Source organism: Gemmiger sp. (assembly GCF_036306485.1).
GTDB lineage: Bacteria > Bacillota > Clostridia > Oscillospirales > Ruminococcaceae > Gemmiger.
Map to the genome: position 1 here is coordinate 1 of NZ_JAXJZK010000053.1, position 23498 is coordinate 23498.

Here is a 23498-nt window from a genome sequence, read left to right on the forward strand (position 1 = left end):
ACAAGAAATATGCGGATGTGGCGGAACTGGCAGACGCGCTAGATTCAGGTTCTAGTTCCCTTAAAAGAGTGTGGGTTCAAATCCCTTCATCCGCACCAAATCCCGAGCACGAGAGTGTTCGGGATTTTTCTTTTATCGCGTCCTGCATAAGAATCCCCACGGGACCTGTGCAGTGCCCTTATAAAAGGAAGAAATACGATGGCCCGTTTTTCTGCGGGCTGTCTGCCGTATTGGAAATGGCAGACTTCTGCGTCGGCCAGAGCGTAAAGCCGATCCGAAGATACGCAGGGAAGACTCCACGCGGAACTCCCGCTACCAAGAAAGAAGGAAACCATGTCCAGAACCAGAAAAATCTATGTGGCCCGGCTCGTGGGGCGCTGCCTGATTTTTGCCCTCTGTGCCGTCATGAGCGTTTTCCATCGGGAAGCGTTCCAGGTGCTCAATGGGCTGAACTTTTTCAAAAAATTCTCCTGGCTGCATCTGCTGTGGGGCGTCTGGGTTGTGGATATGGTTCTTCAGATCATTCCCATCCGCAACAAAGTACCGCTGGGGTCCCAGAAGCTGTTTGCCAATCGCTTCAAGCCTATCCGTGACAAAATCAACTACGAGGCACTGAAAAACTATATCGTTGCCATTACCAAGGCCGCCTACAAGGTGTTCCTTCTCTGGTGCGTGCTGATTGCAGCGATCGGTGCCGTCTATTACGCCGGCCTGATCGATAAGGTCATGCTCTTCATGATCTCGGTTCTGTTTTATGTATGCGACCTGATCTGTGTTCTGATCTGGTGTCCTTTCCGGCTCATCATGAAGAACCGTTGCTGCACCACCTGCCGTATCTTCAACTGGGATCATCTGATGATGTTCTCTCCGCTGATTTTCATGGGCGGATTCTTTGCCACTTCATTGGTGATTCTGTCGGCGGTGGCCTGGCTGGTCTGGGAACTCTGCGTGATGATGTATCCCGAACGGTTCTGGGATCACTCCAATGCGGCGCTGCAGTGCTCGGAATGTACCGATAAACTCTGTACGCAGTACTGCCGCAAACTCCGTCCCGATGACAAGCCCGACAGAAAATCCCCGGTACAAAAGACCTCCGGCGCCGCCTGATCCGGAAATCCGGTGCAAGAATTGCCAGCCGACCTGCGTTTGCGGGCCGGCTTTTTCTTTGCCTTTTGCCTGAATCCGCTGCAAAAACCGGACAAAAGGAGGCATACTAGTCCTGAAACTCCGACAGGAAAAGGGAGACAGGGATGAATCTGATTTTGAGTGACCGGCATCTGGAGCTGCCGGAACTGGACCCGAGCCAGACCGAATGGATGGATCTTTCCCGGATGAAGATCGCGAACTGCGTCGGCTGCTACGGGTGCTGGACCAGGACCCCCGGCAGATGTGTGATCCGCGACGATGCCGTGAAGGTCTATCCGCGCATCGCGGCAAGCGACCGGGTCATGTATGTCAGCCGGGTCCGGTACGGCGGCTATGACACGCTGATGAAAACCGTGCTGGAGCGGGCCATCCCGATCCAGCAGGCGTTTATCCGGCTGCTCCACGGGGAGACCCACCATCTGCAGCGCCGTGTGGCATCCAAACAGGCCACAATCGTCGGCTACGGCGATTTGCTGCCGGAGGAGCAACTTGTATTCCGGCAGCTGATCGCCCGCAATGCCAGAAACATGAATTTTGAAAGGTATCGTGTGGTGTTCACCACCGAGGATGCACTGCACGATACGGTCCGCGAGGAGATAGAACTATGGAAAAGGTCCTGATCATCAATGCCAGCCCGCGGGCGCCGAAATCCAATTCCAGACGCTACGCGGAGATGTTTTCCGCCGTCTGCCCGATTCCCACCGACTACCGCTGCCTAAACCGCGCCAACCACGGGGAACTGGCCCGGGCCATGGAGCACGCATCGGACCTTCTGCTGGTCTTTCCGCTGTACGCCGACGCCATCCCCGTCACGCTGCTGAACTTCTTCAAATCGCTCGAAAAGGCGCCGCCGCGCCATCGGCCGAAGATCTCGGTCCTCATCAACTGCGGCTTTCTGGAGCCGGAACAGAATGATATTGCCGTCCGGATGGTCCGTCTGTTCTGTCTTCACGCCGGGTTTCCCTATGGCTCCACGCTCCGGGTCGGCAGCGGGGAGGCCATCCTCGGAACGCCGTTCCGGATTCTGGTGCGCGCCGGCATCCGGCGTCTGGCCAGGGCGATAGCCGCCGGGAAGGATGTCTCACTCCAGGTGACCATGCCGCTCTCCAAACCGCTGTTTCTCAGAGCCTCGACGGTATACTGGAAAAACTACGGCATGAAACATGGCATCACCAGGGCTGAGATGGAGACCATGCAGATCGAAGGCGGACAATGACCGGTCCGAGGAATTTAAGACAAAAGAAAAACCGGATCTCTTCCGTTTGGAAGAGATCCGGTTTTTGGTGCGGATGAAGGGATTTGAACCCACACTCTTTTAAGGGAACTAGAACCTGAATCTAGCGCGTCTGCCAGTTCCGCCACATCCGCATATTTCTTGTCGTTCCGTTCTCCGGGCGACGAATATTATTATACAGAGCGGTGAGGCAAATGTCAAGCTTTTTTTGGAAAAACACAGCAGATTTTTTCCGGCACGCCGATCAGACATTCGGACGGATGACACGGCAGGGATTGCCCACGGCAACGGAATTGTCGGGAATATTGTGGGTCACAACGCTTCCCGCGCCGATGACCACATTATCCCCGATCCGGACCCCCGGCAGAATCACCGCGCCGCCGCCGATCCAGACATTGCGGCCGATGGTGACCGGTGCGGTCTGGGTTTTGCAGAAGATGAAGGACCCGTCCTCCTTTGGTGTTCCGAAGCGGTCGGCGGCATTGGTGGGATGAAACGCCGTGTAGATCTGCACATTCGGGGCGATCAGTGCATTGTCACCAATGGTGATGGTGTTGTCATCCAGAAAGGTGCAGTTCATGTTCACTTCGCAGTTGTTGCCGAAAAAGATGTTGTTGCCGTAATCGACATAGAAGGGGGCGGTGATCCACAGATTTTTACCGCGGCCGCCCAGAAGTTCGGTCAGCAGACGATCCTTCTCGGCCAGCTGTTCGGAGTCCAGCCGGTTATAGTCCCGCACCAGATCTTTGGCCTTGTGCCACCGGGCCAGCAGTTCGGGGTCGCTGCAGTCATACAGTTCCCCGGCCAGCATCTTTTCACGTTCCGTCATGGGAATGCCTCCTGTCCGCAGATGAATTTTAAAATTATACCATCCAAAGATGGCGGTTCTGTGAACGGAGAGCGACGGCTCAGCACACCGCAAAATCCGCGCGGAAAGCGGCCAGCATCGCACGCATTTCGTCGGTCAGGGCAGGATCATTCACCGTGCCGAACGCACGCAGAGCGCCGGAATGCGGGACTCCCGGGCCCTGGGAGCCGGACTCTCCGAAAACCGGTGTGAAGTGATCCGCGGGAACGCTCCACGGGTCCCAGCCTGCGGGAGAAATTTCCGCGCTCAGGTGGCAGTCCAGCCAGAAAACCTTTGCCTGATCGCGCCAGGGGCGTCCGAGATACACGCTGCCGGCGGGGCAGTTGCCTTCCACCGTACAGTCGGCAAACAGATAGCCCGGCTTGCCTTCCGGTGTGCTGGCGGCGGTGATGTAGCTGACGCCCGATGCATGGGCCAGCGGCACCAGGGTGCAGTGATCAAACACGGCGTTTGCGCCGCCGAAGATAAAATCAATATTGCCGCGGATGACGCAGTCCCGGTAATACTGGCGGGTATCCAGCCGCGGTGCATTCTCACGCGGGCCGCGGAAGCCGTTCGGTTCGCGGACCTTGAGGGGCAGGGGAGCGGTGAACAGGGTATCCTGATTGCCGCACAGCTCCACATCCACCATGCAGACGCGCGCGGCATCGGCATAGACGGCGAGTGCCTGCCCGGCTTTGGCGCCGTCGCCGGCGGTGTTCTCGACGGTCAGATGTTCCAGCCGGGCACACCGGCCGCCCAGAAACAGGGTCTGGCTGCGGAACGTGCCGGTCTTGGCTTCGCCGGGCCAGGGGTCCAGGGCCCCCACACCGGCGGAGATCACGGTCTTTCCCTGTCCGGCACCGACGATGCAGTAATCGTCCAGTTCAAGAACGGGGCGTTCATGGTATATGCCGGGGCCCAGCCGGAAGGTAACGGGAACCGAAGGGTCCTGGGCATCGGCAGCGGCCTGCAGCGAGCGAAAGTCCGCAGGCCCGGACAAAGATACGGTAACAACATGGCGGGAAGACATCAGGGGGTTCCTCCTTTTGGGAAAGATAAAGCGCTGCATGAAAGCAATGTCCGACGCGGCGCGGGCGGGCACGGCCTCCTCACGGAGAACCGGAAGCTCCTGCGGCAGCGTGCGCAGCATCCGGAAGGCGCCGGCGTAATCGGTGCGGGATTCCTCCAGGGAGGTGGAGTAGAGGCTGCCATCCTCCCGGAACGCCTGTCCCTTGAAGTGGACAGCCAGAATCCTGTCGCCCAGCAGCTCGCCGGCGGCCTGCCAGACCGGCTCCTGACAGTTGACATTGTCGGCACAGATCAGATTGCTCATGTCAAGAATCACGCCCAGGGCAGGACTCTGCATGGTATCCAGAATCCGCCGGGTGGCCTGTACCGAATTCATGCTGTGATAGGTGACAGGCTCAACCGCCACCATAACCCCCAGCTGTTCGGCTTCGGGCAGGATGCGTTCCAGACTTTTGCAAAGCAGATACTGGGCGCGTTCCCGGGAAGTTCCGGCGGGCTGCTTGGCCATGCTGGTCGTTTCGGTTCCGATGCATCCGGCGCCCAGTGCCTTGCAGACCGACAGCTGACTGATGAAGTCCGCCGTGTTGGCGCTGCGCTGGGCCCCATCGTCGATGGCAAGCTCCACATACGTCCCGAGCACGGCAACGCTGATGCTGTGCCGCGCTCCGGCTTCCCGGGTTTCCCGGACCAGATCGGGCGTCACATCCGCATAGAACTTCACACCGGACACACACTTCTTGTAGGCCAGCTGCACGCAGGAAAACCCGTCGGCAGAAATCCGGCCGAACAGCTCGTCCACCGTGCCTTTTCCGTAATCGTGCGCTCTGGCACCGATTTTGAATGTAGCCATTCCGTTTCCCTCCGCAGCCGGTTATTTCCGGGCAATGATCTCGGTGTAGGCGAGGAGCAGGGGACCGACTCCCTTGGCATCGTTCTCCACCACGGGCTCACTGAAATAATAGGCCAGACTTCCGTCACGGTGCTGGGGACCGCCCAGACCGGCCACCAGACAGATGCCGGACAGCTGCAGTTTTCCGTCTGCGCTCACGCCCAGATAGCGGTCGCAGGTGCCGTAGAAGGCTTTCTCGCCGTAGGCGGCATACCGCTTGGGCAGGTAGCCCAGCCGCACAGCTTTGAGCACGGCATAGGCAAACAGCGCGGTGCCGGAGGTTTCCAGATAGTTACCCGGCACACCGGCCTTGTCAATGACCTGCCAGAACATGCCGGTCTCCTCGTCCTGGAACTGGATCATCGACTTGACGGCATCCTGCAGCATCGACATGATGGCGCGGTATTCATAGTACATCTGTTCATCCATCCGCTCCAGAACGTCCACCATGGCCACCAGGAACCAGCCCATCGCGCGCAGCCAGAAGTTGGCGCTGCAGCCGGTGGCGGGGTCGGCCCAGTACATCTGGCGGCTCTCGTCATAGCCGTGGTAGTACAGACCGGTGTCGGCGTCGCGCATATGCTTGCGGATATTCATGAACTGCTGATAGCTGTCCTGGCATCCCATCATCTTGTTGTAGCGGGTCTCGTACTCCATATAGAAGGGCTGCGCCATGTAGGTGCCGTCCAGCCAGACCTGCCAGGGATAGATTTCCTTGTGCCAGAAGTTGCCTTCCTTGGTGCGCGGCTGGGTGTCCAGCTGGCTGCGGATCGTGTCGATTGCGTCCCGGTAGCGGCGCTCGCCGGTCAGATCGTACAGCGTGAACAGATTCTTGCCCTGGTTGATGTTGTCCAGGTTGTGTTCCATCGGATCATAGGTGTCAATGATGCCACCGTCCTTGACAAAGTAGTCCATGAACTGGCGGGAGAACGCCAGAAACTTTTTGTTGCCGGTGGTCTTGAACAGGCTCAGACAGGCGGTGATCATGCACCCGTCAATGTAGTTCCATTTGTTCGGCTTGCCGCTGCGGACCTTTTCGATGTTCCACAGCGGGGCTTCCGCCGTGCTTCCCGCAATCAGATAGTCCACATAGTCGCTCAGCGTCTTCAAGATTTCCTCGTGCGTCATGGGTCAATCCTCCTCAAACGATTGTACGTTGGTAAACTGCAGACGTTCTCCCTGATAGCCCTCGATCCGGACATGATGCAGGCAGATCTGCCGCACATTCTCCGCATGGATCGCAAGCTTGGATACCGCATCGGCGCCGCACATCATGGCGGCCTGGCCGCTGCGGGCCTTGGGGGCAAAGTGAATCCGGACGTGATCCATCACGACCTTGTCAATGGGCTGCTCGGGCAGACCGCTGAACCAGCATCCCGCATACTCGGCATCGGTGGCGGTGATGTTCTCCATCGTCAGGCTGCCCAGACGCGGGGTGGCATCGTCGAGCGGCAGGGGATCGTGGCTCTGTACATAGTCGCTCTTGCCGTCCGGGTCGCAGAAATAGAACATATTGATGACGAACGGCGTCAGCACATGGCGCATCTCGACATTGCGGAACACCAGCCCGTCAATCACGGCATTCTTGCCGCGTCCGCGCCGCGTCTTGACACGCAGGCCGCGGTCGGTGTGGTCCATCAGACACTGCGTGACCGTCACGTTTTTGACGCCGCCGCTCATCTCGCTGCCGATGACCAGACCGCCGTGTCCGCGGCTCAGGCAGCAGTTGCGGATGATGACGTTCTCACAGGGGGTGTGCATGACGGTGCCGAGGAAGAGCTTGCCGGATTTCAGCGCGATGCAGTCATCACCGACATGGACATAGTCGCCGATGATGTTGACATTGCAGCAGCTCTCGGGATCAATGCCGTCGGTGTTCGGGGTATCGGCATGGTTGTGAATGTGCAGCTGCAGGATATTGACGTCCCGGGAATAGGTGGGATGAATCGTCCAGGAATAGGAATTGCAGACTTCCAGGCCGTGCAGCGTCACGTTCTCGGCGTTGCTGGTAAAGAACAGTCGGGGACGCCAGGCAATGCGGCGTACCTTGGGGGTCTGGTACCAGTCGCCCTGGTCGGCGTTGGCGTTGATGCAGCCTTCGCCGGTGATCGTCACATTCCGCGCATGAATCACGTTGATCAGACCGGCAAAGCAGTCCAGCGGGTTGCCCTCCCAGCTGCCGAGGTAGGCTTCATGCTCCTCGTCGGCGCAGGGCAGAACACCCGGCAGGATCGGGTAGGAACGGCGGTCCGTTCCGCCGAGCAGCGTACATCCCTTTTCGAGGTAGAGCGTGGTGTCACTGCGCAGAAACAGACTCTGCGTGCGGTAAGTACCGGCCGGAACATAGACGGTTCCGCCCGGCGGGCAGGTGGCCAGCGCCGCCTGCAGAAAGGGGGTGTTGTCCGTCACGCCGTCACCCGCGAGACCGTAGCGGGATGCGTCCACAAAGTAGCTCTCGGTTTCGGTCTCGAAATCCAGCACACCGTGGTCGTCCCCGGCCACCACTTCCAGATGGTAGCGATGTGCGGGTTCCAGGCTGAACAGCGAAAATACGTTGGTTTTTCCCTCCTGAATTGCGCTCTTACCGTCCAGGAACACCTCATACCGGGCAGGGGAAAGATAACAGGTATTGCTGTCGAGCTCAAAGCAGGCACTGCGTGTTGTCGCACGAACAAGCGAAAGCTGCATAGTGTTAAACCTCCGTTTGAAAAATATTGAAAAAGTTTTGAACTTAAGCAAAAAATGTGCTAATATAATGGCAACGACAATATAGTTTCCGTTGGGCTGCCTTCCGGGCCGGCGGAAGGGAGGTTGAAATCATGGTAAAGGATTATACCTATTCCCCCCACGTGGATTTTTATATCGACATGATCGACCGGGAATCCGGCTACGATATGTCCAGCTTCCACACCCATCACAAGTATGAAATCTACTACGAGGTGGAGGGCACCCGCCGCTATTTCATCGAGGATTCCGCCTACATTGTCAATGCAGGCAGTGTGGTGCTGATCGGTGAAAACCAGATCCACAAAACCGGATCGGTAGGGGATGGTCCCTCCAGCCGGATTGTCTGCAATTTCAGCGTGGAATACCTGCGCGAGATCAGCGAGGCCTTCCCGGGCCTGGATTTCTTCAGCTTTCTGAGCGATGAGAACAACCATCTGCTGAGCAACATCACGGTCAAGCAGCAGAACTATATCTACTCTATTTTACAACAACTGATCCAGGCACAGGAAGATGATTCTGCGGAAGGTCAGGCCATCAAGAAGATGACGCTGGCAACGCTGCTGCTGCAGCTGAAAAAGATGTGCGAGACCCAGCATGAACTGGGCGGCGACAACGGCCGGGTCACCAACCGGATTGTGGGGCAGATCCAGGGCTACATCGCGGAGCATTATGCCGAGAAGCTGACCCTGACGGGGATTGCCAGTCAGTTTTATATCAGCCCGTACTATCTGAGCCGGCTGTTCAAGAAGACCATCAACCTGAGCCTGATCGAGTACATCAACGGTGTGCGGATCAAGGCGGCCCAGAACCTGATCGAGAAAACCAATGACAGCATCTCGACGGTGGCGGAAAAGACCGGATTCATGACCAGTGCGCATTTCCGCCGCGTCTTCAAGGATGCGACGGGGCTTTCTCCGCAGCAGTACCGGCAGTACTTCAAGCGGGTCAACAAGCCCGAAAAATGATTCCCGATACGGGGGCGGACGCGAACGGCGTCCGCCTTTTTTTGATGCCCGAAAAGGCGTTTATGGCAAGCTTCCCGATGATCCCGGGAGGGGAGAACCGGGAAGAATCATTTTCAAAACAAAAGCTGCCCCGCACCCCAAACAGGTACGGGGCAGCTTGGAACGCTTGGGGCTGCGCTGCAAGTGCCAGGCGCTTGCGAAAATCAGCCCTTCACACTGCCGGCGGCAATGCCGTCAATGAAGGCATCCTGTGCGCAGAAGAAGACAATCAGCTGCGGGATGATGGAAATCAGGGACAGAGCCAGAATACGGTTCCAGCTGAAGCCGTTGTCCGCGTCCATGGACAGCTTGACGAAGATGGACATGGGGTATTTGCTCGGGGTAGAAACGTAAAGCAGGGGACCCATAAAGTCGTTGCAGCTCCACATGAACTGGAACAGAGCACAGGCGACCAGAGAGGGGCTCAGCATGGGGCAGATGATCTTGTACAGCGTCTTGACCGGGCCGCAGCCGTCGATAGCGGCCGCCTCGTCCAGGTCGTGGGGGATGCTGCGCATGAACTGCACGAGCTGATACACGAAGTAGGTTTCGGTGGCGAACAGGGAAGGCACCCACAGAGGCAGATACCAATGGCTGTCGATCCAGCCGAAGGTGTTGTACATCAGGTACTGGGGAACGTTCAGAACGACCTGCGGCAGGAACAGCGTGGAGATCATGATGCTGAACAGGATGTCACGGCCCTTGAACTTGAAGCGGCTGAAACCGTAAGCGGCAATGACCGAAGAGATCACCGTGAAGACGACCTTGGGCAGGACATAGCTGTAGGTGTTGAGCATGGAGCGCCAGATGTTGATGTCACCGCCGTAGTCCTGGGTGACAGCCAGCTTGTAGCCTTCCAGCGTGGGGTTCTTGGGGATGAAGCCGATGCCGGAGAAGATCTCGGCGTTGCTCTTGAAGGTGGCGCCGATCATCCACAGCAGGGGATAGATCATGATGAAGCCGACAACGATCAGGATCAGATACTGGAAGAACCGCGCAATTTTATGACGAGTTTCAAGTTTCATAAGTTCGATTCCTCCTTAGTCGGCGTAGTAGACCCAGTGCTTCTGGCTGGCAAACGCGATGATCGTCAGGACACAGACAATCACGAACATGACCCAGGCCAGGGCACAGGCCATACCCATTTCGTTGCTCTTGAAGGCGTAGTTGTAAACCAGCAGAGAGACCAGCGTCGTGGAGTTACGGGGACCGCCGCCCGTGATGATGTAAGGTCCGTTGAATTCCTGGAATGCCTGGGCAATCTGGGTAACCAGGTTGTAGAAGATAACGGGAGTGATCATCGGAACGGTGATGGAGAAGAACTGACGGGTCTTGGAAGCGCCGTCAATGGTAGCGGCTTCGTACAGATCCACCGAAACGCCCTTCAGAGCGGCCAGGAACAGCACCATGGCGGAACCGAACTGCCACACACGGAGCAGGCAGATGATGAACAGCGCCCAGGTGCGGTCGGACAGCCAGGAGGGACCCTGAACGCCGATGAAGCTCAGCACGATGTTGATGACGCCGTCATCACGGAACAGGGCACGCCACAGAACGGCGATGGCCACAGAACCGCCCAGGATGGAGGGAATGTAGTAGATCGTACGGAACAGGTTCACGAACTTGATCTTGAAGTTCAGGATGTAGGCGATGAACAGAGCAAAGACCAGTTTGAGCGGAACGGTGATGAACGCGTACTTGAAGGTGATCAGCAGCGACGTGGTGGTAGCCTTGTCGGTGAAGATCTCCACATAGTTCATGATACCATATTCATGGATTCCCTTAAAGAAGTTCATATCCGTGAAGCTGTAGAACAGGGAGCTTGCGAACGGATACACCTTGAAGATCAAAAAGCCGGCAATCCAGGGAATCAGGAAAAACAGGCCGGTATTTTCGTCACACCACTTTTTGAAAGGGGTGCGGCCCGAAGTTTTGGTTGCGGTTGCAGCACTCATCCGGGAAACCTCCTTAACGAATTGGCAGTATTTTTTGAATTGTGCATTCCCAAGAAGAACAGCCGACCCCCGCGCAGTCGGAGGAGGGGTCGGCTGTTGATCGTTCAGTTAATCAAAGAGGATGGGATCAGTTGGAAGCCAGTGCATCCTGAACACCGGCGACCAGATCTTCAGCAGCCTCGGCAGTGGAGCCGTACTCATCGTAGCTCAGGCCGCCGAACACATCCGCGTAGGTGCCGCCCGGGTTGGCCTTCAGATCGGTGCTCTCGAAGGTGGGATCGAGCTGGAAGTCAACGAACGCCAGGACCTTGGAGTTGGCCTCATTGACGAGCTCATCGACCTTGCCGGAAGCCTCGGCAGCAGCCAGGCCGGAAGCGGAGTTCGGGATGCCGCACTCGGAGCCCATGATGGTGGCGCCGGCGTCCTCATTCAGCAGGAAGTTGATGAGGGCAGCAGCCTCGGCGGGATGCTGGCAGGTCTCGGTGATGGCCAGACCCATGGAAACCTTGGAGAAACCGCCGTTGGCCTTGTCGCCGAACTTGATCTCGTCACCGACGACGAAACCGGAGTTGTCGGCCAGAGCGCTGCGGTACTTGCTGGCGGAAGAATCCCACTCGAAGATGCCGGCGTAGATGCCGTCGATCCAGACCTGGCTCTTATCGATGGAGTTGTTGGCGTCGATGCCCTTGCCGTTCATCTGCGGGATGGTGGGGATGACGTGGTTCTCTTCCAGCGTCTCGATGAAGTCCAGACCAGCGGTCACTTCTTCGGCGGTGTACTGCAGCTCGTTGTTCTCAACCCACGGCTTGCCGTAAACACTCTCGAGGTAGTAGACCATCAGAATCATGCGGTCGTACTCGCCCAGGGCCAGGGGATAGTAATCATCGCCCAGCTTCTCCTGGAAGGTCTTGCCGGCGGCCAGCAGCTCGTCGAGCGTCTTGGGATACTCGATGCCGGCGGCCTCGAAGGTCTTGGTGTTCCAGTAGAAGATACGGCCGGTCATCGAAACGGGGATGGCCTGGAGCTCACCGGCGACGGTGCAGGCTTCCAGAGAGGAATCGCTGAACTGGGTTAGGTCGATGATGTTGCTGTACTGGTTCAGGTCGACGAACTTGCTGCCGTCGGGGCTGTACTGGCTCAGCCAGTTCCAGTTGACCTGCATGACGTCCTCAGCGCTGTTGGAGTACAGCTGAGCACTCTTCTTGTCTTCCCAGCCGGACCAGGCGCCGTAGGAAGTCTCAACGGTGATGTTGGGGAACTTCTGGCTGAACGCCGCAACGGCTTCCTGATATGCTTCGTGACGGGAGTCGCCGCCCCACCAGCTCATCGTCAGGGTGATGGGATCGGTGGTGTTCACCGTAGCATTGGCGGATTCGGTGGTGGCTTCCGCAGTGGAGCTGGATTCACCAGACGCAGCAGAAGAGGCGGTCGAGCTGGAACCGGCGCCGCCGCAGCCTGCCAGCAGGCCAACGCTCATCGCGCCGGCGAGTGCAAGAGCAATTGCCTTTTTCATTGTTTGTGTCCTCCTATATTTTGGTGTATGCGACGCTGCATTCACACGTCGCATTCGACATGATTATGATAACAAATCCATGCGTTCAAAAAAATACCCGAAACTGTTCGACGTTTCAAAAAACGAACAATTTTTGCCGTGATTGCAAAACAAAAATGAACAAGACCGTCAAATATGCTGAATCAACGGGACAAAAGTTGTGCAAATTAACAAAAGCTGGAAAACGAAAAAAGGACTACAAAAGGGTTACAGAACGTTTTTGTTTCATGTTTTGTGGAAAGTGGCTTCTTTTTTTCAATATTTTGTAACAAAACCATACAAAACACAGACAAAAGCGCAAAGATTGAGAAAATCTGCAAAATATGCGCGGAACGCGTATCTCTTGCGGAAACAAACAAAAATTGCCTATCCCGCTCCGAAAAATGAGCGAAATAGGCACGCTCCCTCAAAATATGTGCGAAAAAGAGAACGAATCTTGACCATAACCGTGCATTATTTGTCTGAGCCCTGACGGCGCTCCTTCAAAAACGCACGGTATTCTCGATACCAGCATTGCGGGCACAGACTCTGGTATTCCACATTGCCGACCATGTCAATCGCGACCTGATCCCCTTCAAAAACAAACTTGCCGTTGATTTTCCGGCCGTTGCAGGTGGCCTTGCGTCCGCAGGCACAAATGGTCTTCATCTCCTCGATGGTGTGGGCAAGTTCCAGAAGCCGGGTCGAACCGGGAAAACCGCGCAGCATGAAATCGGCGCGCAATCCGTAGCAGATGACCGGAATGTTCCAGTCCACCGTCACAAGAAACAGCTGCTCCGCCTGGGCCGGCGTCAGGAACTGGCTCTCGTCGCACAGAACGCAGGCCGGGGCCCCGTGGGCGTCGCAATCCGCCCGGACGATGTCCAGAATGTTCATTTCCGGGGTGACAAGCTGATCCACTTTACACTCAACGCCGAGCCGGGAAACGATGCAATCCTTGCCTTTGGTGTCGATGCTGGGCTTGAGAATCAGCACCCGCATCCCCCGTTCCTTGTAGTTGAAGGCAACCTGGATCAGGGCGGTGGTTTTGCCGCTGTTCATCGCGCCGTAGCGAAAATACAATTTGGCCATGGAAAGACCCTCCTGCATAAAAATTGCGGGAGCGAAGAAGGCACCCGCATGGATTGGGCAGCTGCAACTCTGCCCGGTTTATTCCTGATTGCGCAGACGATAGCCCAGACTCATCAGACTGTCGCCGAGATGGACATTCTCCACAGTCACCTGGGGATACTCCACCGACATATCGTAATGGCTGAAATTCCAGAATCCCTGGATGCCCAGCCGCACCAGCTCATCCGAAAGATCCATGGCGCTCTGCCGCGGCACACACAGAACCGCCACCACCGGTTTGTTCTTGGCACAGAAATCTTCCAGTTCGCTCAGCGGACGGATCACGACACCGGCCATCTCCTTGCCGACCAGATCGGGGTTGATATCAAAGGCGCCGATCAGACGGTAGCCGTTGGTATCGCGGCTGATAAAGCTGGAAACGGCAGTGCCCAGCCGGCCGGCACCGATCAGGACCGTGGGAAGAAGTTCTCCGTTGCCGAACAGCAGCTTGCCGATCTCCGCCATCAGCACATCCACCTTGTAGCCGATGCCCTGCTGGCCGAAACCGCCGAAACAGTTGAAATCCTGACGCACCTGGCTGGCCGTTGTGCCCATCATACGCGCAAGTTCGCTGGAAGAAATTTTTTCTCTGCCGTCTGCCTGAAGGCTGGATAAGTACCGATAGTATTTCGGCAGCCGTTTGATCACCGGCAGGGAAGCCTTACTCTGTACAGATGACATCGCATGCACTCCCATTCTTCATAAATCCGTAAGTCTCCGGCGCGCTTCCGATCCGTCGCGCCCCTTGTGATTTTTATGCTATTAGTATAATCAATTTCACCATGATTGTCAATTTTTTGTCTAAGTATTTCGGTACATTTTTTGCTACATGTCATATTGCCAAAATAGAATCGGCTTTCTTTGGACATAATGACTAAAACAAAACAGGGGAGGGCCTACCATGAGCAAATCCAATGCCAAAAAGAGTGAAACGCCGGGACATGACCCCGAAGAACTGCGTCTGCAGCAGGAACTGATCACCGAAAACGGGATGCTGACGGCCACCAAAGGGCGTCATGCGATCCATTGTATGACAGTAATCGGTACGATTGAGGGGCACTCGCTGGCGCCGGACAATCAAAAAACAACAAAATATGAGCATGTTATCCCGCAGCTCGTGGATATTGAGGAGGACCCCGAGATTGAGGGACTGCTGGTGATCCTCAATACGGTGGGCGGCGATGTGGAGGCCGGACTGGCGCTGGCGGAGCTGATTGCCGGGATCAGCAAGCCCAGCGCCACGCTGGTCCTGGGCGGCGGACATTCCATCGGCATTCCGCTGGCGGTGGCGGCGCGTCACAGCTTCATTGTGCCCACGGCGACGATGACCGTGCATCCTGTCCGGCACTCCGGCATGGTTCTCGGCGTCCCGCAGACGATGCGGTACTTTGAACAGATGCAGGAGCGGATTGTGCGCTTTGTGGCGGGACACTCCGCGATCAAGGCGGAACGCTTTACAGAGCTGATGCACAATACCGGGGAGCTGGTCATGGATATGGGAACGGTGCTCAACGGCGAACAGGCCGTGCAGGAAGGACTCATCGACTCGCTCGGAAACCTCAAGGACGCACTGCGGTATCTGTACCGGGAGATCGAAGGAAAGACGGATTTTTCGTAAAAAGGTTTTACAAGACGGGCTTTTCATGGTACAATACTAAATTATGCTATAAGGGGCAGTTTGCCTCTGTTACATAGAGATTGTTCGATTCGGGATTCGTGAACCCCACAGAGGGAAAAGACAGAGAGGTCGGAAAGACATGGCACAGTCACGTTCCGGAAAATCCGGGAAATCTACATACCGCACTTCGTCATCCAAGGGAAGAAGTGCCTCTTCAGCAAAAAAGAAAAGCAGTTCCGCGTCGTCGCACAAGAAGATGTCCAACCGGGAACGCCGCCGCGCCCAGCGTCAGAACCTGACCCGCAGTGCGGTGCTGGCCGGTCTGGGAATCCTGGTGGTGGCCCTCGTGATCGTACCGGGCCAGAGTTTCTGGCACACCATGCGCAGCTGGCTGTTCGGCAGTTTCGGCATCATCACCTATCTGGTGGGACCGTTCCTGCTGTACCTGGCCTATCTGCTGGCTTCCGGGTATCGGGTAGGGCGCTTTGTGGGCAAGGTGGTGCTGATGGCCATTCTTCTGGCGAGCCTGCCGGTCATCTTCTCCTCCTTCAAGGTCGGTGATACCGTCTGGCAGACCGTCAAGATTCTGTTTGCCTGGGGCCAGCGCAAATTCTGGACCGGCGGCGTGCTGGGCCTGCCCATCGGCGCCACTTTGCTGGCCGTGTGCGGACGTCCCGGCGCCAATATTCTGATGCTGATTGTCCTTGCCGTCGGACTGATGGTCTTCTTTGCCGTCACACCGGTGGATGTGGTTCAGTTTGTTTCCTATTATATACAGCAGTTCCGGGAAAAGCAGGCTGCCCGCGCCGCGGAGGATACCGCCTACGACACCCAGCTGTTCGGTACCGAGGCGGAGGAGGAACCCCTCGAAAACCTGACCGGGACACTGCCCGATCCCACGCCGCGGCCTGCGGTCCAGCACCGCGCATTTGATGTGGCGCCTTATCTGGAACAGGAGGAAGCGGCCCGCCGCGGCCGTACCCAGCCCGAAACAGCCCGTCCGGCGGCACAGACAGCCCAGGCGGCTGCCCCGACACAGCCGATTCCGGCTGTCCGCCCGGATTTCGATGTGGATCTGGGGCCGGATGCCTCCCAGCGTGCGTTGGAAAATGCGGTGCAGCATGACCCGCTGCAGAAAATTGAGATCGGTCCCGGCGGCACGTTCGGTCTGGACCCGCTGGAACAGCTCAACCATAAAAAGAAACCGGCCCCGGCCCCCAAACCGCAGCCCCAGCCCGAACCGGAACCCAGCTTTGAGCTGCATCTGGAACCGGAGCCGGAAACCCAACCGGAGGAGGACGGCGATCTGGATGACCTGATCCGCCGTGCCGCCGACGGCCGCCGCAGCGCCGGTGTACGCCAGCCCGAGCCCGAAGAATTTGAGACGCCGCTGGTCATGGAGCCGGATTATGCCGCTCCCCAGCAGGCCGAAAGCTTTGAGACGCCGCTGACCCCCGTGGAAGAGTCGCCGGCGCCCGCAGCACCGCAGCCTGCCTCGCGGCCCACGATGGATGTGATCCCCACCCTGGGCGGCAGCTTCGATGATGAGGACCGCTACGACCCCGCCAAGGCAGCCTGGAATGCCGGTGTTCCGGTCTCCGAGCTGCTGGCCGGCCATGTGGACCTTTCTGCCCGCCCGGCCGCCGGAACGACACAGAATTCCGCCCGGCTGACTGTCTCGGAGCAGCAGGGCAACTCAGCTTCCGCGCCGATCTCCAGCCCGCCCAATGCCGCCAAAGCCAGTGCGGAAGCCCAGGCAGCGGCCCTGGAGGCCAAGGAGGAACCGCGGCCGTACTGCTATCCCTCGCTGAATCTCTTCAACGCCTCGGCGCCGGAGGATGAGAGCGGCGCTGTGCGGGAAATGAAGAAGAATGCCGATATCCTCGTCAATACGCTGGACAGCTTCGGTGTCAAGACCCATATCCTGGACATCTGCCGCGGCCCGTCCGTTACCCGGTACGAGCTGCAGCCCCAGGCGGGCATCAAGGTCAGCCGCATCACCAGCCTTGCCGATGATATCGCACTGAACCTCGCGACGGCCGGGGTGCGTATTGAGGCACCGATTCCGGGCAAGCCCGCTGTCGGCATCGAGGTGCCCAACCGCATCCGCACCACCGTCAGCATCCGCAGCGTCTTTGAGTCCCAGAACTATATCAATATGCGCAGCCCGCTGACGATGGCTCTCGGCAAGGATATTGCCGGTACGGCCCAGGTGGCGGACCTGTGCAAGATGCCCCATCTGCTGATCGCAGGCTCCACCGGCAGCGGTAAATCGGTGTGTGTGAACTCCATCATCATCAGCTTCCTGTTCCGCTCCGGTCCCGAGGATGTCAAGCTGATCCTCATTGACCCCAAGGTGGTCGAGCTGGCCGAATACAACGGCATCCCGCATCTGCTGATGCCCGTCGTGACCGAACCGCGCAAGGCGGCCGGTGCACTGGGCGCCAGCGTTGCCGAGATGGAGCGCCGTTACAAGCTGTTCGCCGAAAACAATGTCCGCGACATCAAGAGCTACAACAAACTGGCCAAGCAGAACCCGGTGCTGGAACATCTGCCGTATATTGCCATCATCATTGACGAGCTCGCTGACCTGATGATGGTGGCGGGCAAGGAAGTGGAAGATTATATCTGCCGCATTGCCCAGAAAGCCCGTGCAGCGGGCATTCACCTGATTGTGGCAACCCAGCGTCCCAGCGTGGATGTCATCACCGGTCTGATCAAGGCCAACATCCCCAGCCGGATTGCCTTTGCGGTTTCGAGTCAGATCGATTCCCGCACCATCCTGGACGGCGGCGGCGCCGAAAAACTGCTGGGCAACGGCGATATGCTGTTCCTGCCGGTGGGTGCCTCCAAGCCGGTCCGTGTGCAGGGCACCTTCGTGACCGATGAGGAGATCAGCGCCGTGCTGAACTTCATCAAATCCACTTCGAGCGCCCAGTATGACGAGGATATGATCGCTGAGATGGAACGCCGCGCAGTGGCCGAAAAGGGCAGCCGCAAAGGCGAGTCCGGAGACGACGGCGACGAGGCCGGCAGCCACGATCCCATGTTCGAGCAGGCGGTGGAGTGCGTCATCGAGGCCGGACAGGCTTCGACAAGCCTGCTGCAGCGCCGCTGCAAGCTGGGGTATGCGCGTGCCGCCCGGATCATGGACCAGATGGAACAGGAAAAGATCATCGGACCCTACGAAGGCGCCAAGCCCCGCGCGGTGCTGATCACCCAGTCCCAGTGGCAGGAACGCAAGCTCAATGGTGGCGCCGATGCGTAAACGACGCCGAACAGCCCGGCGCCGTCCCTGGCGCCTGATCCTGACCGTACTGGCAGCCCTGGTGGCTGCGGTTGTGCCCTATGCGGTGGAACTGTTCGGCGGTCAGGGTGTGATCCCCACCTGGCGGGATCTGTACGAATCCGGAGGTCTGGAGGAGCGCCCCGCTCTGCCGGCACAGGGGGAGACTGCCGTTACGTTTCTGGACGTGGGACAGGGCGATGCCGTCCTGGTCCAGCAGAACGGCGTGTTCTGCCTGCTGGATGCCGGTACGCCGGATGTGCAGGATACCATCGCCGATGACCTCAGAAGCCTCGGGGTGACCGAACTGGAACTGATGGTCATGACTCATCCTCATTCCGACCACTACGGCGGCATGCCGGGCGTTCTCGAAGAGATTCCGGTACAGACGCTGCTTCTGCCGGATCTTTCCCAGTCCGATACACAGTCCGGGAACCTTGGCAAAACGCTGGAACTGGCGCGGGAACAGGGAACCGAACTCAAGGAAGCGGAAGAGGGAATGTCCTTCCCGATCGGATCGGGAACGCTGACGGTTCTCTGCGACGGATATACACCGGAGGGCGGGGAAGATGACGATGTCAACGATCTGTCACTCTGGCTCCTCTTTGAAGCAGGGAACTTTACCTTCCTAGATACCGGTGATGCCGAACAGGAAGCCGAAGCCGCCGTGACGGCGCGTCTTGGCAGTGAACTGCGGGCCGACCTGATGAAAGCCGGCCACCATGGCTCCCAGACATCCAACGGCGAAACCCTGCTGCGGACCGTGTGCCCTCAGATTGTGGTGGCAAGCTGCGGACTGAACAACTCCTACGGGCATCCGCATCAGGCGGTGATTGACCGGATGGAAGCCCTCGGCATTGCGTTTTACCGCACAGACCTCGACGGCGCCGTCACCGTCACGGCCGGAGAAGAAGGACTGACGGTCCAAACCACCCGGGAACAGACCGAAGCGCTGGACCCGGCGGCATAATCACGGAGGAACAACATCGTATGCTGATCTCTCAGATGTTCAAGCGCAAACCCTGTGTCTTTTCGATTGAATGTTTCCCGCCCAAACAGACGGCCAACTTTGAGAAGATGAAGCAGACGCTCCGCACAATGAGCGAGCTGCATCCCGATTTCATCAGTGTGACCTATGGTGCCGGCGGATCTGCCGGCGGCGTTTCCACGGTGGAGGTCGCGCAGTACCTCAAGCAGGACATCGGCATTGAACCGCTGGCGCACATGATCTGCATGGGCTCGGACCGCAGTAAGGCGGCAGAGCTTCTCCGCCAGCTGGAGGCAGCGGGGGTGCGCAATGTCCTCACGCTGCGCGGTGACCGTACGCCCTCCCGGCCGGAAAGCCCGGATTTCGCCCATGCCAGCGACCTGGCTGCGTTTGTCTGGAAGACGCAGCCGGAATTTGACATTCACGCTGCCTGCTATCCCGAAGGCCATCCTGAGGCCGCGAACCTGCGGGAGGACGTGGCTAATCTGCGCTTCAAGCAGGAGGCGGGAGCCTCCCATCTGCTGACCCAGCTCTTTTTTGACAATGGTCATTTCTACCGCTTCCTGAACCTGGCCCGCCGCGAGGGCATCACGCTGCCGGTTTCGGCAGGCGTCATGCCCATCGTCAAGCGCAGCCAGATTGAGCGGACCGTGGCGCTGTCCAGCGCCAGTCTGCCCAGCGAGTTCACCCGGATGATCTCCCGGTATCAGGATGACCCGCAGAGTCTCTATGCCGCCGGCATCGACTACGCCGTGCAGCAGCTGCGGGACCTGATCGAAGGCGGTGCGGACGGCGTCCATCTGTATGCGATGAACGATGCGGCGGTTGCAAAAGCCGTCTATGAGGGAATCAGCGACCTGCTGTGAGGGGATGTGACCGACCTTGACGCTTGCCTATCCCGAAAAAAATCTCAATGCCGAGATTCTTCGCTACCTCGGCGCGGCGGGCTGGCAGCCCGATGATGCCACGGCGGCCCTGCTGGAGAGCGCACAGACCATGCTGCGCGAGGCGGCGGTGCCGCGGGCCGTCTGGAAACGGCTGCCCTTCTCCGTCCTGCCGCTCGAGGAAGCCGGCAGCGATCTGGCGTGGCATCTGCGCGGCTGTGACGAGATGGTGCTGCTGGCAGTCACGCTGGGCAGCCGTACCGATATGCTGATCCGACGGCTGGAACTCACTGATATTGCCCTGGCGGCTGCGGTGGATGCGGCCGCCTCGGCGGTGATGGAAGAAGTATGTGACGCGGCAGAAACGGAAATCCGCCGTTCGGTCAGCGCAGAGGGGCGGTATCTGACGGGCCGGTATTCCCCGGGATACGGGGATTGCCCGCTGTCCTTGCAGGACCCGCTCTGCCTGGCGCTGGATACCGTGCGGGGACTGGGCCTGGCGGTCACACCGGAACATCTGCTGACGCCGCGCAAGAGCGTGACCGCCGTTCTGGGCGTGGCGCAGCATCCCGTCACCGGAACACGCGCTGGATGCGGGCATTGCCTGCTGCGGGAAAAGTGCGCGTACAGAAAGAGGGGAACGACCTGTGAAAATTGAGGAAGTGTTTGACCGTCAGCGGTTCATTCTGCTGGACGGTGCCATGGGTACACAGCTGCAGGCCAGGGGTCTGCAGCCGGGACAGAAACCGGAGCTGGCGGCGTTTACGATGCCTGAAACGCTGACGGCTATCCATGCCGACTATGCCCGCGCCGGGGCAGATATCCTCTTTGCCAATACGTTCGGCGCCAATGCCCGCAAACTGGCGGGCAGCGGTTATTCCGTCGGGCAGGTCGTCGCGGCGTCGGTGCGCTGTGCCCGCGCCGCAGCTGCCGAAACCGGCGCGTTGGTGGCGCTGGATGTGGGGCCGTTGGGAGAACTGCTGGCTCCGACCGGAACACTCTCTTTTGAACAGGCCTATGACCAGTTTGCCGAGGTGGTCCGTGCGGGAACGGCGGCGGGGGTGGATCTTGTCTTTTTCGAGACCATGACCGATCTGTATGAGCTCAAAGCCGCGATCCTGGCCGCCAAGGAAAACTGCCGTCTGCCGGTGTTTGTCTCGATGAGCTTTGAAGCCAACGGACGGACCTTTACCGGCTGTACCGTCGAGAGTTTCGGCGTCACGGCCTCCGGTCTGGGCGCGGATGCGGTGGGCATCAACTGCTCGCTCGGACCGCTCGAGATTCTTCCCTTTGCCAGACGTCTTGCCCGCGTGGTGCCGGCCGGTACGCCGGTGTTCGCCAAACCCAATGCAGGACTGCCCAACCCCGACGGCAGCTACAACATTGCGCCGGCGGAGTTTGCCCGGCAGATGGCGGAATACCTGCCTTCCGGGGTCTCGATGATGGGCGGATGCTGCGGAACCGAACCTGAGACCATCCGGGAACTGTCGGCTCTGGTCAAGGGCCGGCAGCCTGCCGCCAAGGTCCCGGTACGACGCAGCCGGCTGTGCACGCCGGTGCGCTGCGTGGAGGTGGACGGCATCACCGTGGTGGGTGAGCGAATCAATCCGACTGGCAAAAAGCGCCTGCAGCAGGCATTGCGGGAAGGGGACAGCGCCTACGCCTGCGGGCAGGCCGTGGCCCAGGCGGAAGCCGGTGCCCAGGTACTGGATGTCAATGCGGGTCTGCCGGATATTGACGAACCGGCCGTGCTGGAAATGTTGACCCGTGAACTGCAGGCAGTGACCGACCTGCCGCTTCAGCTGGATTCTTCCAACCCCGAAGCGCTGGCCCGCGCCCTGCGGATCTATAACGGCAAACCTGTCGTCAACTCGGTGAACGGGGAACGCAAGGTGCTGCAGACCATCCTGCCGCTGTGCAAAAAATACGGCGCCGCCGTTGTGGGTCTGACCCTGGATGAACAGGGTATCCCCAAAACGGCGGAGGGCCGCGTGGAGATTGCCCGCAGGATTGTCGAGGCGACCGATGCGGCCGGAATCCCGCGGGAAGATGTCTATATCGACTGCCTGACACTGACCGTCTCGGCCGAGCAGGACGGCGCCGCGCAGACACTGGAGGCGCTGCGCCGCTGCAAGCAGGAACTCGGCGTCAGAACGGTGCTGGGGGTTTCCAACATCAGTTTCGGACTGCCCTGCCGCGGATATATCAACACAACCTTCTTAACGCTTGCCATGCAGGCGGGACTGGACCTCGCCATCATGAACCCCAACACGCCGGAAATGATGGCGGCTGTGCGCGCTTTCCGGGTTTTGTCGGGACGGGATGAAAAATGCAATGCGTACGTTGCAGCCTATGCCAACGTGCAGCTCGAAACGCGGCAGGTCGGCACGGCCCGGACCGACGGCATCGAAACCGGCGGCGCCGATGCCCTGACGGAGGCGGTCCGCCGCGGCCTGAAAAAGGAAGCCAAAGCTGCCGCAGAACAGGCCGTGGCCCGGCAGGACCCGATGGAGATCGTCAACGGTACGCTGATTCCCGCGCTGGATGCCGTCGGAGATGCGTTTGAAAAGGGAACGCTGTTCCTGCCCCAGCTGCTGCAGTCTGCCACGGCGGCACAGGCAGCCTTTGAAGTCATCAAAGACGCCGTGAACCGCCAGGGCCGCAAAGGGGAAAACCGCGGTCGGATCGTGATTGCCACCGTCAAGGGGGATGTGCACGATATCGGCAAGAATATTGTGCGGGTCATCCTCGAAAACTATGGCTATGAGGTGCTCGACCTGGGACGGGATGTCCCGCCGGAGCGGATCGTCGAGGCTGTGCGCCAGACCGGTGCGGCGCTGGTGGGGCTTTCGGCGCTGATGACCACGACGGTTCCCAATATGCAGGCCACCATTGAGGCACTGCACGCCGCAAAGCTGCCCTGCAAGGTCATGGTGGGCGGTGCCGTGCTGACCGAGTCCTATGCCCGGCAGATCGGCGCGGATTTCTATGCCAAGGATGCCAAAGCCAGTGCCGACTATGCCAAACAGGTCTTTGCGGCTGTGTGACACCCACTTGCATTTTGTTCGGACGTATAGTATAATATGAAAAGCGGACAGGGCTGTATTGCGCTGTTTTGCATACGGATGTGGGCCCCGTGCGCAGGAGCCCTGTGAACCATGTCAGGCGGGGAACCGAGCAGCATTAAGCGGTGGTCTCCTGGTGCTGCGGCAAGCCTGCATCCGTA

19 protein-coding genes, 2 tRNA genes and 1 other RNA gene are annotated in these 23498 nt (G+C 58.8%); 12 read left to right on the forward strand and 10 right to left on the reverse strand.

Going from position 1 to position 23498, the window contains the following annotated elements:
* The first annotated feature begins 11 nt into the window (after nucleotides 1-11).
* The 4 genes from U0L91_RS11605 to U0L91_RS11620 all read left to right on the forward strand — a co-directional run bounded on the left by U0L91_RS11605 (nucleotide 12) and on the right by U0L91_RS11620 (nucleotide 2362).
* Nucleotides 12-98 (forward strand) — tRNA-Leu (locus U0L91_RS11605).
* A 235-nt stretch (nucleotides 99-333) separates the two neighbouring features.
* Nucleotides 334-1107, forward strand: a complete 774-nt coding sequence (locus tag U0L91_RS11610; protein WP_330047132.1) for a hypothetical protein — start codon at nucleotides 334-336, stop codon at nucleotides 1105-1107.
* Between the two features lie 143 nt (nucleotides 1108-1250).
* On the forward strand, nucleotides 1251-1766 hold the full coding sequence (locus U0L91_RS11615; protein ID WP_330047134.1) for a flavodoxin family protein: 516 nt from the start codon (nucleotides 1251-1253) through the stop codon (nucleotides 1764-1766).
* Nucleotides 1751-2362 (forward strand): hypothetical protein, encoded by a 612-nt coding sequence (locus U0L91_RS11620; protein WP_330047136.1) that lies wholly within the window; start codon nucleotides 1751-1753, stop codon nucleotides 2360-2362. Before U0L91_RS11615 ends, U0L91_RS11620 begins: the two co-directional genes overlap by 16 nt.
* 65 nt (nucleotides 2363-2427) lie before the next feature.
* On the opposite strand, the gene U0L91_RS11625 is transcribed toward U0L91_RS11620, so the two are convergent.
* The 5 genes from U0L91_RS11625 to U0L91_RS11645 all read right to left on the reverse strand — a co-directional run bounded on the left by U0L91_RS11625 (nucleotide 2428) and on the right by U0L91_RS11645 (nucleotide 7836).
* Nucleotides 2428-2514: transfer RNA gene (locus U0L91_RS11625), tRNA-Leu, on the reverse strand.
* Nucleotides 2515-2624: 110 nt separating this feature from the next.
* Complete coding sequence (locus U0L91_RS11630; RefSeq protein ID WP_330047138.1) at nucleotides 2625-3209, reverse strand: sugar O-acetyltransferase; 585 nt, start codon at nucleotides 3207-3209, stop codon at nucleotides 2625-2627.
* Nucleotides 3210-3288: 79 nt separating this feature from the next.
* Entirely contained in the window at nucleotides 3289-5109 is a 1821-nt protein-coding gene (locus U0L91_RS11635; protein WP_330047140.1) for a pectinesterase family protein, read from the reverse strand.
* Nucleotides 5110-5130: 21 nt separating this feature from the next.
* Nucleotides 5131-6276, reverse strand: a complete 1146-nt coding sequence (locus tag U0L91_RS11640; RefSeq protein WP_330047142.1) for a glycoside hydrolase family 88/105 protein — start codon at nucleotides 6274-6276, stop codon at nucleotides 5131-5133.
* A gap of 3 nt (nucleotides 6277-6279) precedes the next feature.
* The gene (locus U0L91_RS11645; protein WP_330047144.1) at nucleotides 6280-7836 is read right to left on the reverse strand and encodes a glycoside hydrolase family 28 protein; all 1557 of its coding nucleotides are present in this window, start codon (nucleotides 7834-7836) and stop codon (nucleotides 6280-6282) included.
* Nucleotides 7837-7967: 131 nt separating this feature from the next.
* Here U0L91_RS11645 and U0L91_RS11650 point away from each other — a divergent pair, with 131 nt between their 5' ends.
* On the forward strand, nucleotides 7968-8840 hold the full coding sequence (locus U0L91_RS11650) for an AraC family transcriptional regulator (RefSeq protein ID WP_330047146.1): 873 nt from the start codon (nucleotides 7968-7970) through the stop codon (nucleotides 8838-8840).
* Nucleotides 8841-9043: 203 nt separating this feature from the next.
* On the opposite strand, the gene U0L91_RS11655 is transcribed toward U0L91_RS11650, so the two are convergent.
* The 5 genes from U0L91_RS11655 to U0L91_RS11675 form a co-directional block, all read right to left on the reverse strand.
* Nucleotides 9044-9904 carry a carbohydrate ABC transporter permease gene (locus tag U0L91_RS11655; protein WP_330047148.1) on the reverse strand — a complete coding sequence of 287 codons (861 nt, stop codon included), beginning with the start codon at nucleotides 9902-9904 and terminating at the stop codon, nucleotides 9044-9046.
* 15 nt (nucleotides 9905-9919) lie between these two features.
* The gene (locus U0L91_RS11660; RefSeq protein ID WP_330047149.1) at nucleotides 9920-10834 is read right to left on the reverse strand and encodes a carbohydrate ABC transporter permease; all 915 of its coding nucleotides are present in this window, start codon (nucleotides 10832-10834) and stop codon (nucleotides 9920-9922) included.
* Nucleotides 10835-10961: 127 nt separating this feature from the next.
* Entirely contained in the window at nucleotides 10962-12347 is a 1386-nt protein-coding gene (locus U0L91_RS11665) for an ABC transporter substrate-binding protein (protein ID WP_330047151.1), read from the reverse strand.
* A 492-nt stretch (nucleotides 12348-12839) separates the two neighbouring features.
* Complete coding sequence (locus U0L91_RS11670; RefSeq protein ID WP_330047153.1) at nucleotides 12840-13457, reverse strand: thymidine kinase; 618 nt, start codon at nucleotides 13455-13457, stop codon at nucleotides 12840-12842.
* A gap of 78 nt (nucleotides 13458-13535) precedes the next feature.
* Nucleotides 13536-14177 carry a redox-sensing transcriptional repressor Rex gene (locus U0L91_RS11675; RefSeq protein ID WP_330047155.1) on the reverse strand — a complete coding sequence of 214 codons (642 nt, stop codon included), beginning with the start codon at nucleotides 14175-14177 and terminating at the stop codon, nucleotides 13536-13538.
* A 220-nt stretch (nucleotides 14178-14397) separates the two neighbouring features.
* Between U0L91_RS11675 and U0L91_RS11680 the strand changes: the two genes are divergently transcribed.
* The 7 genes from U0L91_RS11680 (at nucleotide 14398) to ffs (ending at nucleotide 23496) form a co-directional block, all read left to right on the forward strand.
* Nucleotides 14398-15114: a ClpP family protease gene (locus U0L91_RS11680; RefSeq protein ID WP_330047157.1), complete on the forward strand. Its 717-nt coding sequence runs from the start codon at nucleotides 14398-14400 to the stop codon at nucleotides 15112-15114.
* A gap of 256 nt (nucleotides 15115-15370) precedes the next feature.
* Complete coding sequence (locus U0L91_RS11685) at nucleotides 15371-18382, forward strand: FtsK/SpoIIIE family DNA translocase (RefSeq protein WP_330047159.1); 3012 nt, start codon at nucleotides 15371-15373, stop codon at nucleotides 18380-18382.
* On the forward strand, nucleotides 18375-19370 hold the full coding sequence (locus tag U0L91_RS11690; RefSeq protein ID WP_330047161.1) for a ComEC/Rec2 family competence protein: 996 nt from the start codon (nucleotides 18375-18377) through the stop codon (nucleotides 19368-19370). The genes U0L91_RS11685 and U0L91_RS11690 overlap by 8 nt, the downstream gene beginning before the upstream one ends.
* 20 nt (nucleotides 19371-19390) lie before the next feature.
* A complete protein-coding gene (locus U0L91_RS11695; RefSeq protein WP_330047163.1) occupies nucleotides 19391-20254 on the forward strand; it encodes a methylenetetrahydrofolate reductase in 864 nt (287 codons plus the stop codon).
* A gap of 16 nt (nucleotides 20255-20270) precedes the next feature.
* Entirely contained in the window at nucleotides 20271-20930 is a 660-nt protein-coding gene (locus tag U0L91_RS11700; protein ID WP_330047165.1) for a methionine synthase, read from the forward strand.
* Nucleotides 20920-23319 (forward strand): homocysteine S-methyltransferase family protein, encoded by a 2400-nt coding sequence (locus U0L91_RS11705; RefSeq protein ID WP_330047167.1) that lies wholly within the window; start codon nucleotides 20920-20922, stop codon nucleotides 23317-23319. The genes U0L91_RS11700 and U0L91_RS11705 overlap by 11 nt, the downstream gene beginning before the upstream one ends.
* 78 nt (nucleotides 23320-23397) lie before the next feature.
* An RNA gene (ffs, locus tag U0L91_RS11710) (signal recognition particle sRNA small type) lies at nucleotides 23398-23496 on the forward strand.
* Nucleotides 23497-23498 lie beyond the last annotated feature (2 nt).

What these genes read in the sequence shown, in the direction of transcription:
- U0L91_RS11645 (WP_330047144.1), bottom strand. Translation starts at nt 7,836, where the DNA reads ATGCAGCTTTCGCTTGTTCGTGCGACAACACGCAGTGCCTGCTTTGAG.
- U0L91_RS11660 (WP_330047149.1), bottom strand. Translation starts at nt 10,834, where the DNA reads ATGAGTGCTGCAACCGCAACCAAAACTTCGGGCCGCACCCCTTTCAAA.
- U0L91_RS11695 (WP_330047163.1), top strand. Translation starts at nt 19,391, where the DNA reads ATGCTGATCTCTCAGATGTTCAAGCGCAAACCCTGTGTCTTTTCGATT.
- U0L91_RS11615 (WP_330047134.1), top strand. Translation starts at nt 1,251, where the DNA reads ATGAATCTGATTTTGAGTGACCGGCATCTGGAGCTGCCGGAACTGGAC.
- U0L91_RS11635 (WP_330047140.1), bottom strand. Translation starts at nt 5,109, where the DNA reads ATGGCTACATTCAAAATCGGTGCCAGAGCGCACGATTACGGAAAAGGC.
- U0L91_RS11640 (WP_330047142.1), bottom strand. Translation starts at nt 6,276, where the DNA reads ATGACGCACGAGGAAATCTTGAAGACGCTGAGCGACTATGTGGACTAT.
- U0L91_RS11680 (WP_330047157.1), top strand. Translation starts at nt 14,398, where the DNA reads ATGAGCAAATCCAATGCCAAAAAGAGTGAAACGCCGGGACATGACCCC.
- U0L91_RS11685 (WP_330047159.1), top strand. Translation starts at nt 15,371, where the DNA reads ATGTCCAACCGGGAACGCCGCCGCGCCCAGCGTCAGAACCTGACCCGC.
- U0L91_RS11675 (WP_330047155.1), bottom strand. Translation starts at nt 14,177, where the DNA reads ATGTCATCTGTACAGAGTAAGGCTTCCCTGCCGGTGATCAAACGGCTG.
- U0L91_RS11610 (WP_330047132.1), top strand. Translation starts at nt 334, where the DNA reads ATGTCCAGAACCAGAAAAATCTATGTGGCCCGGCTCGTGGGGCGCTGC.
- U0L91_RS11650 (WP_330047146.1), top strand. Translation starts at nt 7,968, where the DNA reads ATGGTAAAGGATTATACCTATTCCCCCCACGTGGATTTTTATATCGAC.
- U0L91_RS11655 (WP_330047148.1), bottom strand. Translation starts at nt 9,904, where the DNA reads ATGAAACTTGAAACTCGTCATAAAATTGCGCGGTTCTTCCAGTATCTG.
- U0L91_RS11690 (WP_330047161.1), top strand. Translation starts at nt 18,375, where the DNA reads ATGCGTAAACGACGCCGAACAGCCCGGCGCCGTCCCTGGCGCCTGATC.
- U0L91_RS11670 (WP_330047153.1), bottom strand. Translation starts at nt 13,457, where the DNA reads ATGGCCAAATTGTATTTTCGCTACGGCGCGATGAACAGCGGCAAAACC.
- U0L91_RS11665 (WP_330047151.1), bottom strand. Translation starts at nt 12,347, where the DNA reads ATGAAAAAGGCAATTGCTCTTGCACTCGCCGGCGCGATGAGCGTTGGC.
- U0L91_RS11620 (WP_330047136.1), top strand. Translation starts at nt 1,751, where the DNA reads ATGGAAAAGGTCCTGATCATCAATGCCAGCCCGCGGGCGCCGAAATCC.
- U0L91_RS11630 (WP_330047138.1), bottom strand. Translation starts at nt 3,209, where the DNA reads ATGACGGAACGTGAAAAGATGCTGGCCGGGGAACTGTATGACTGCAGC.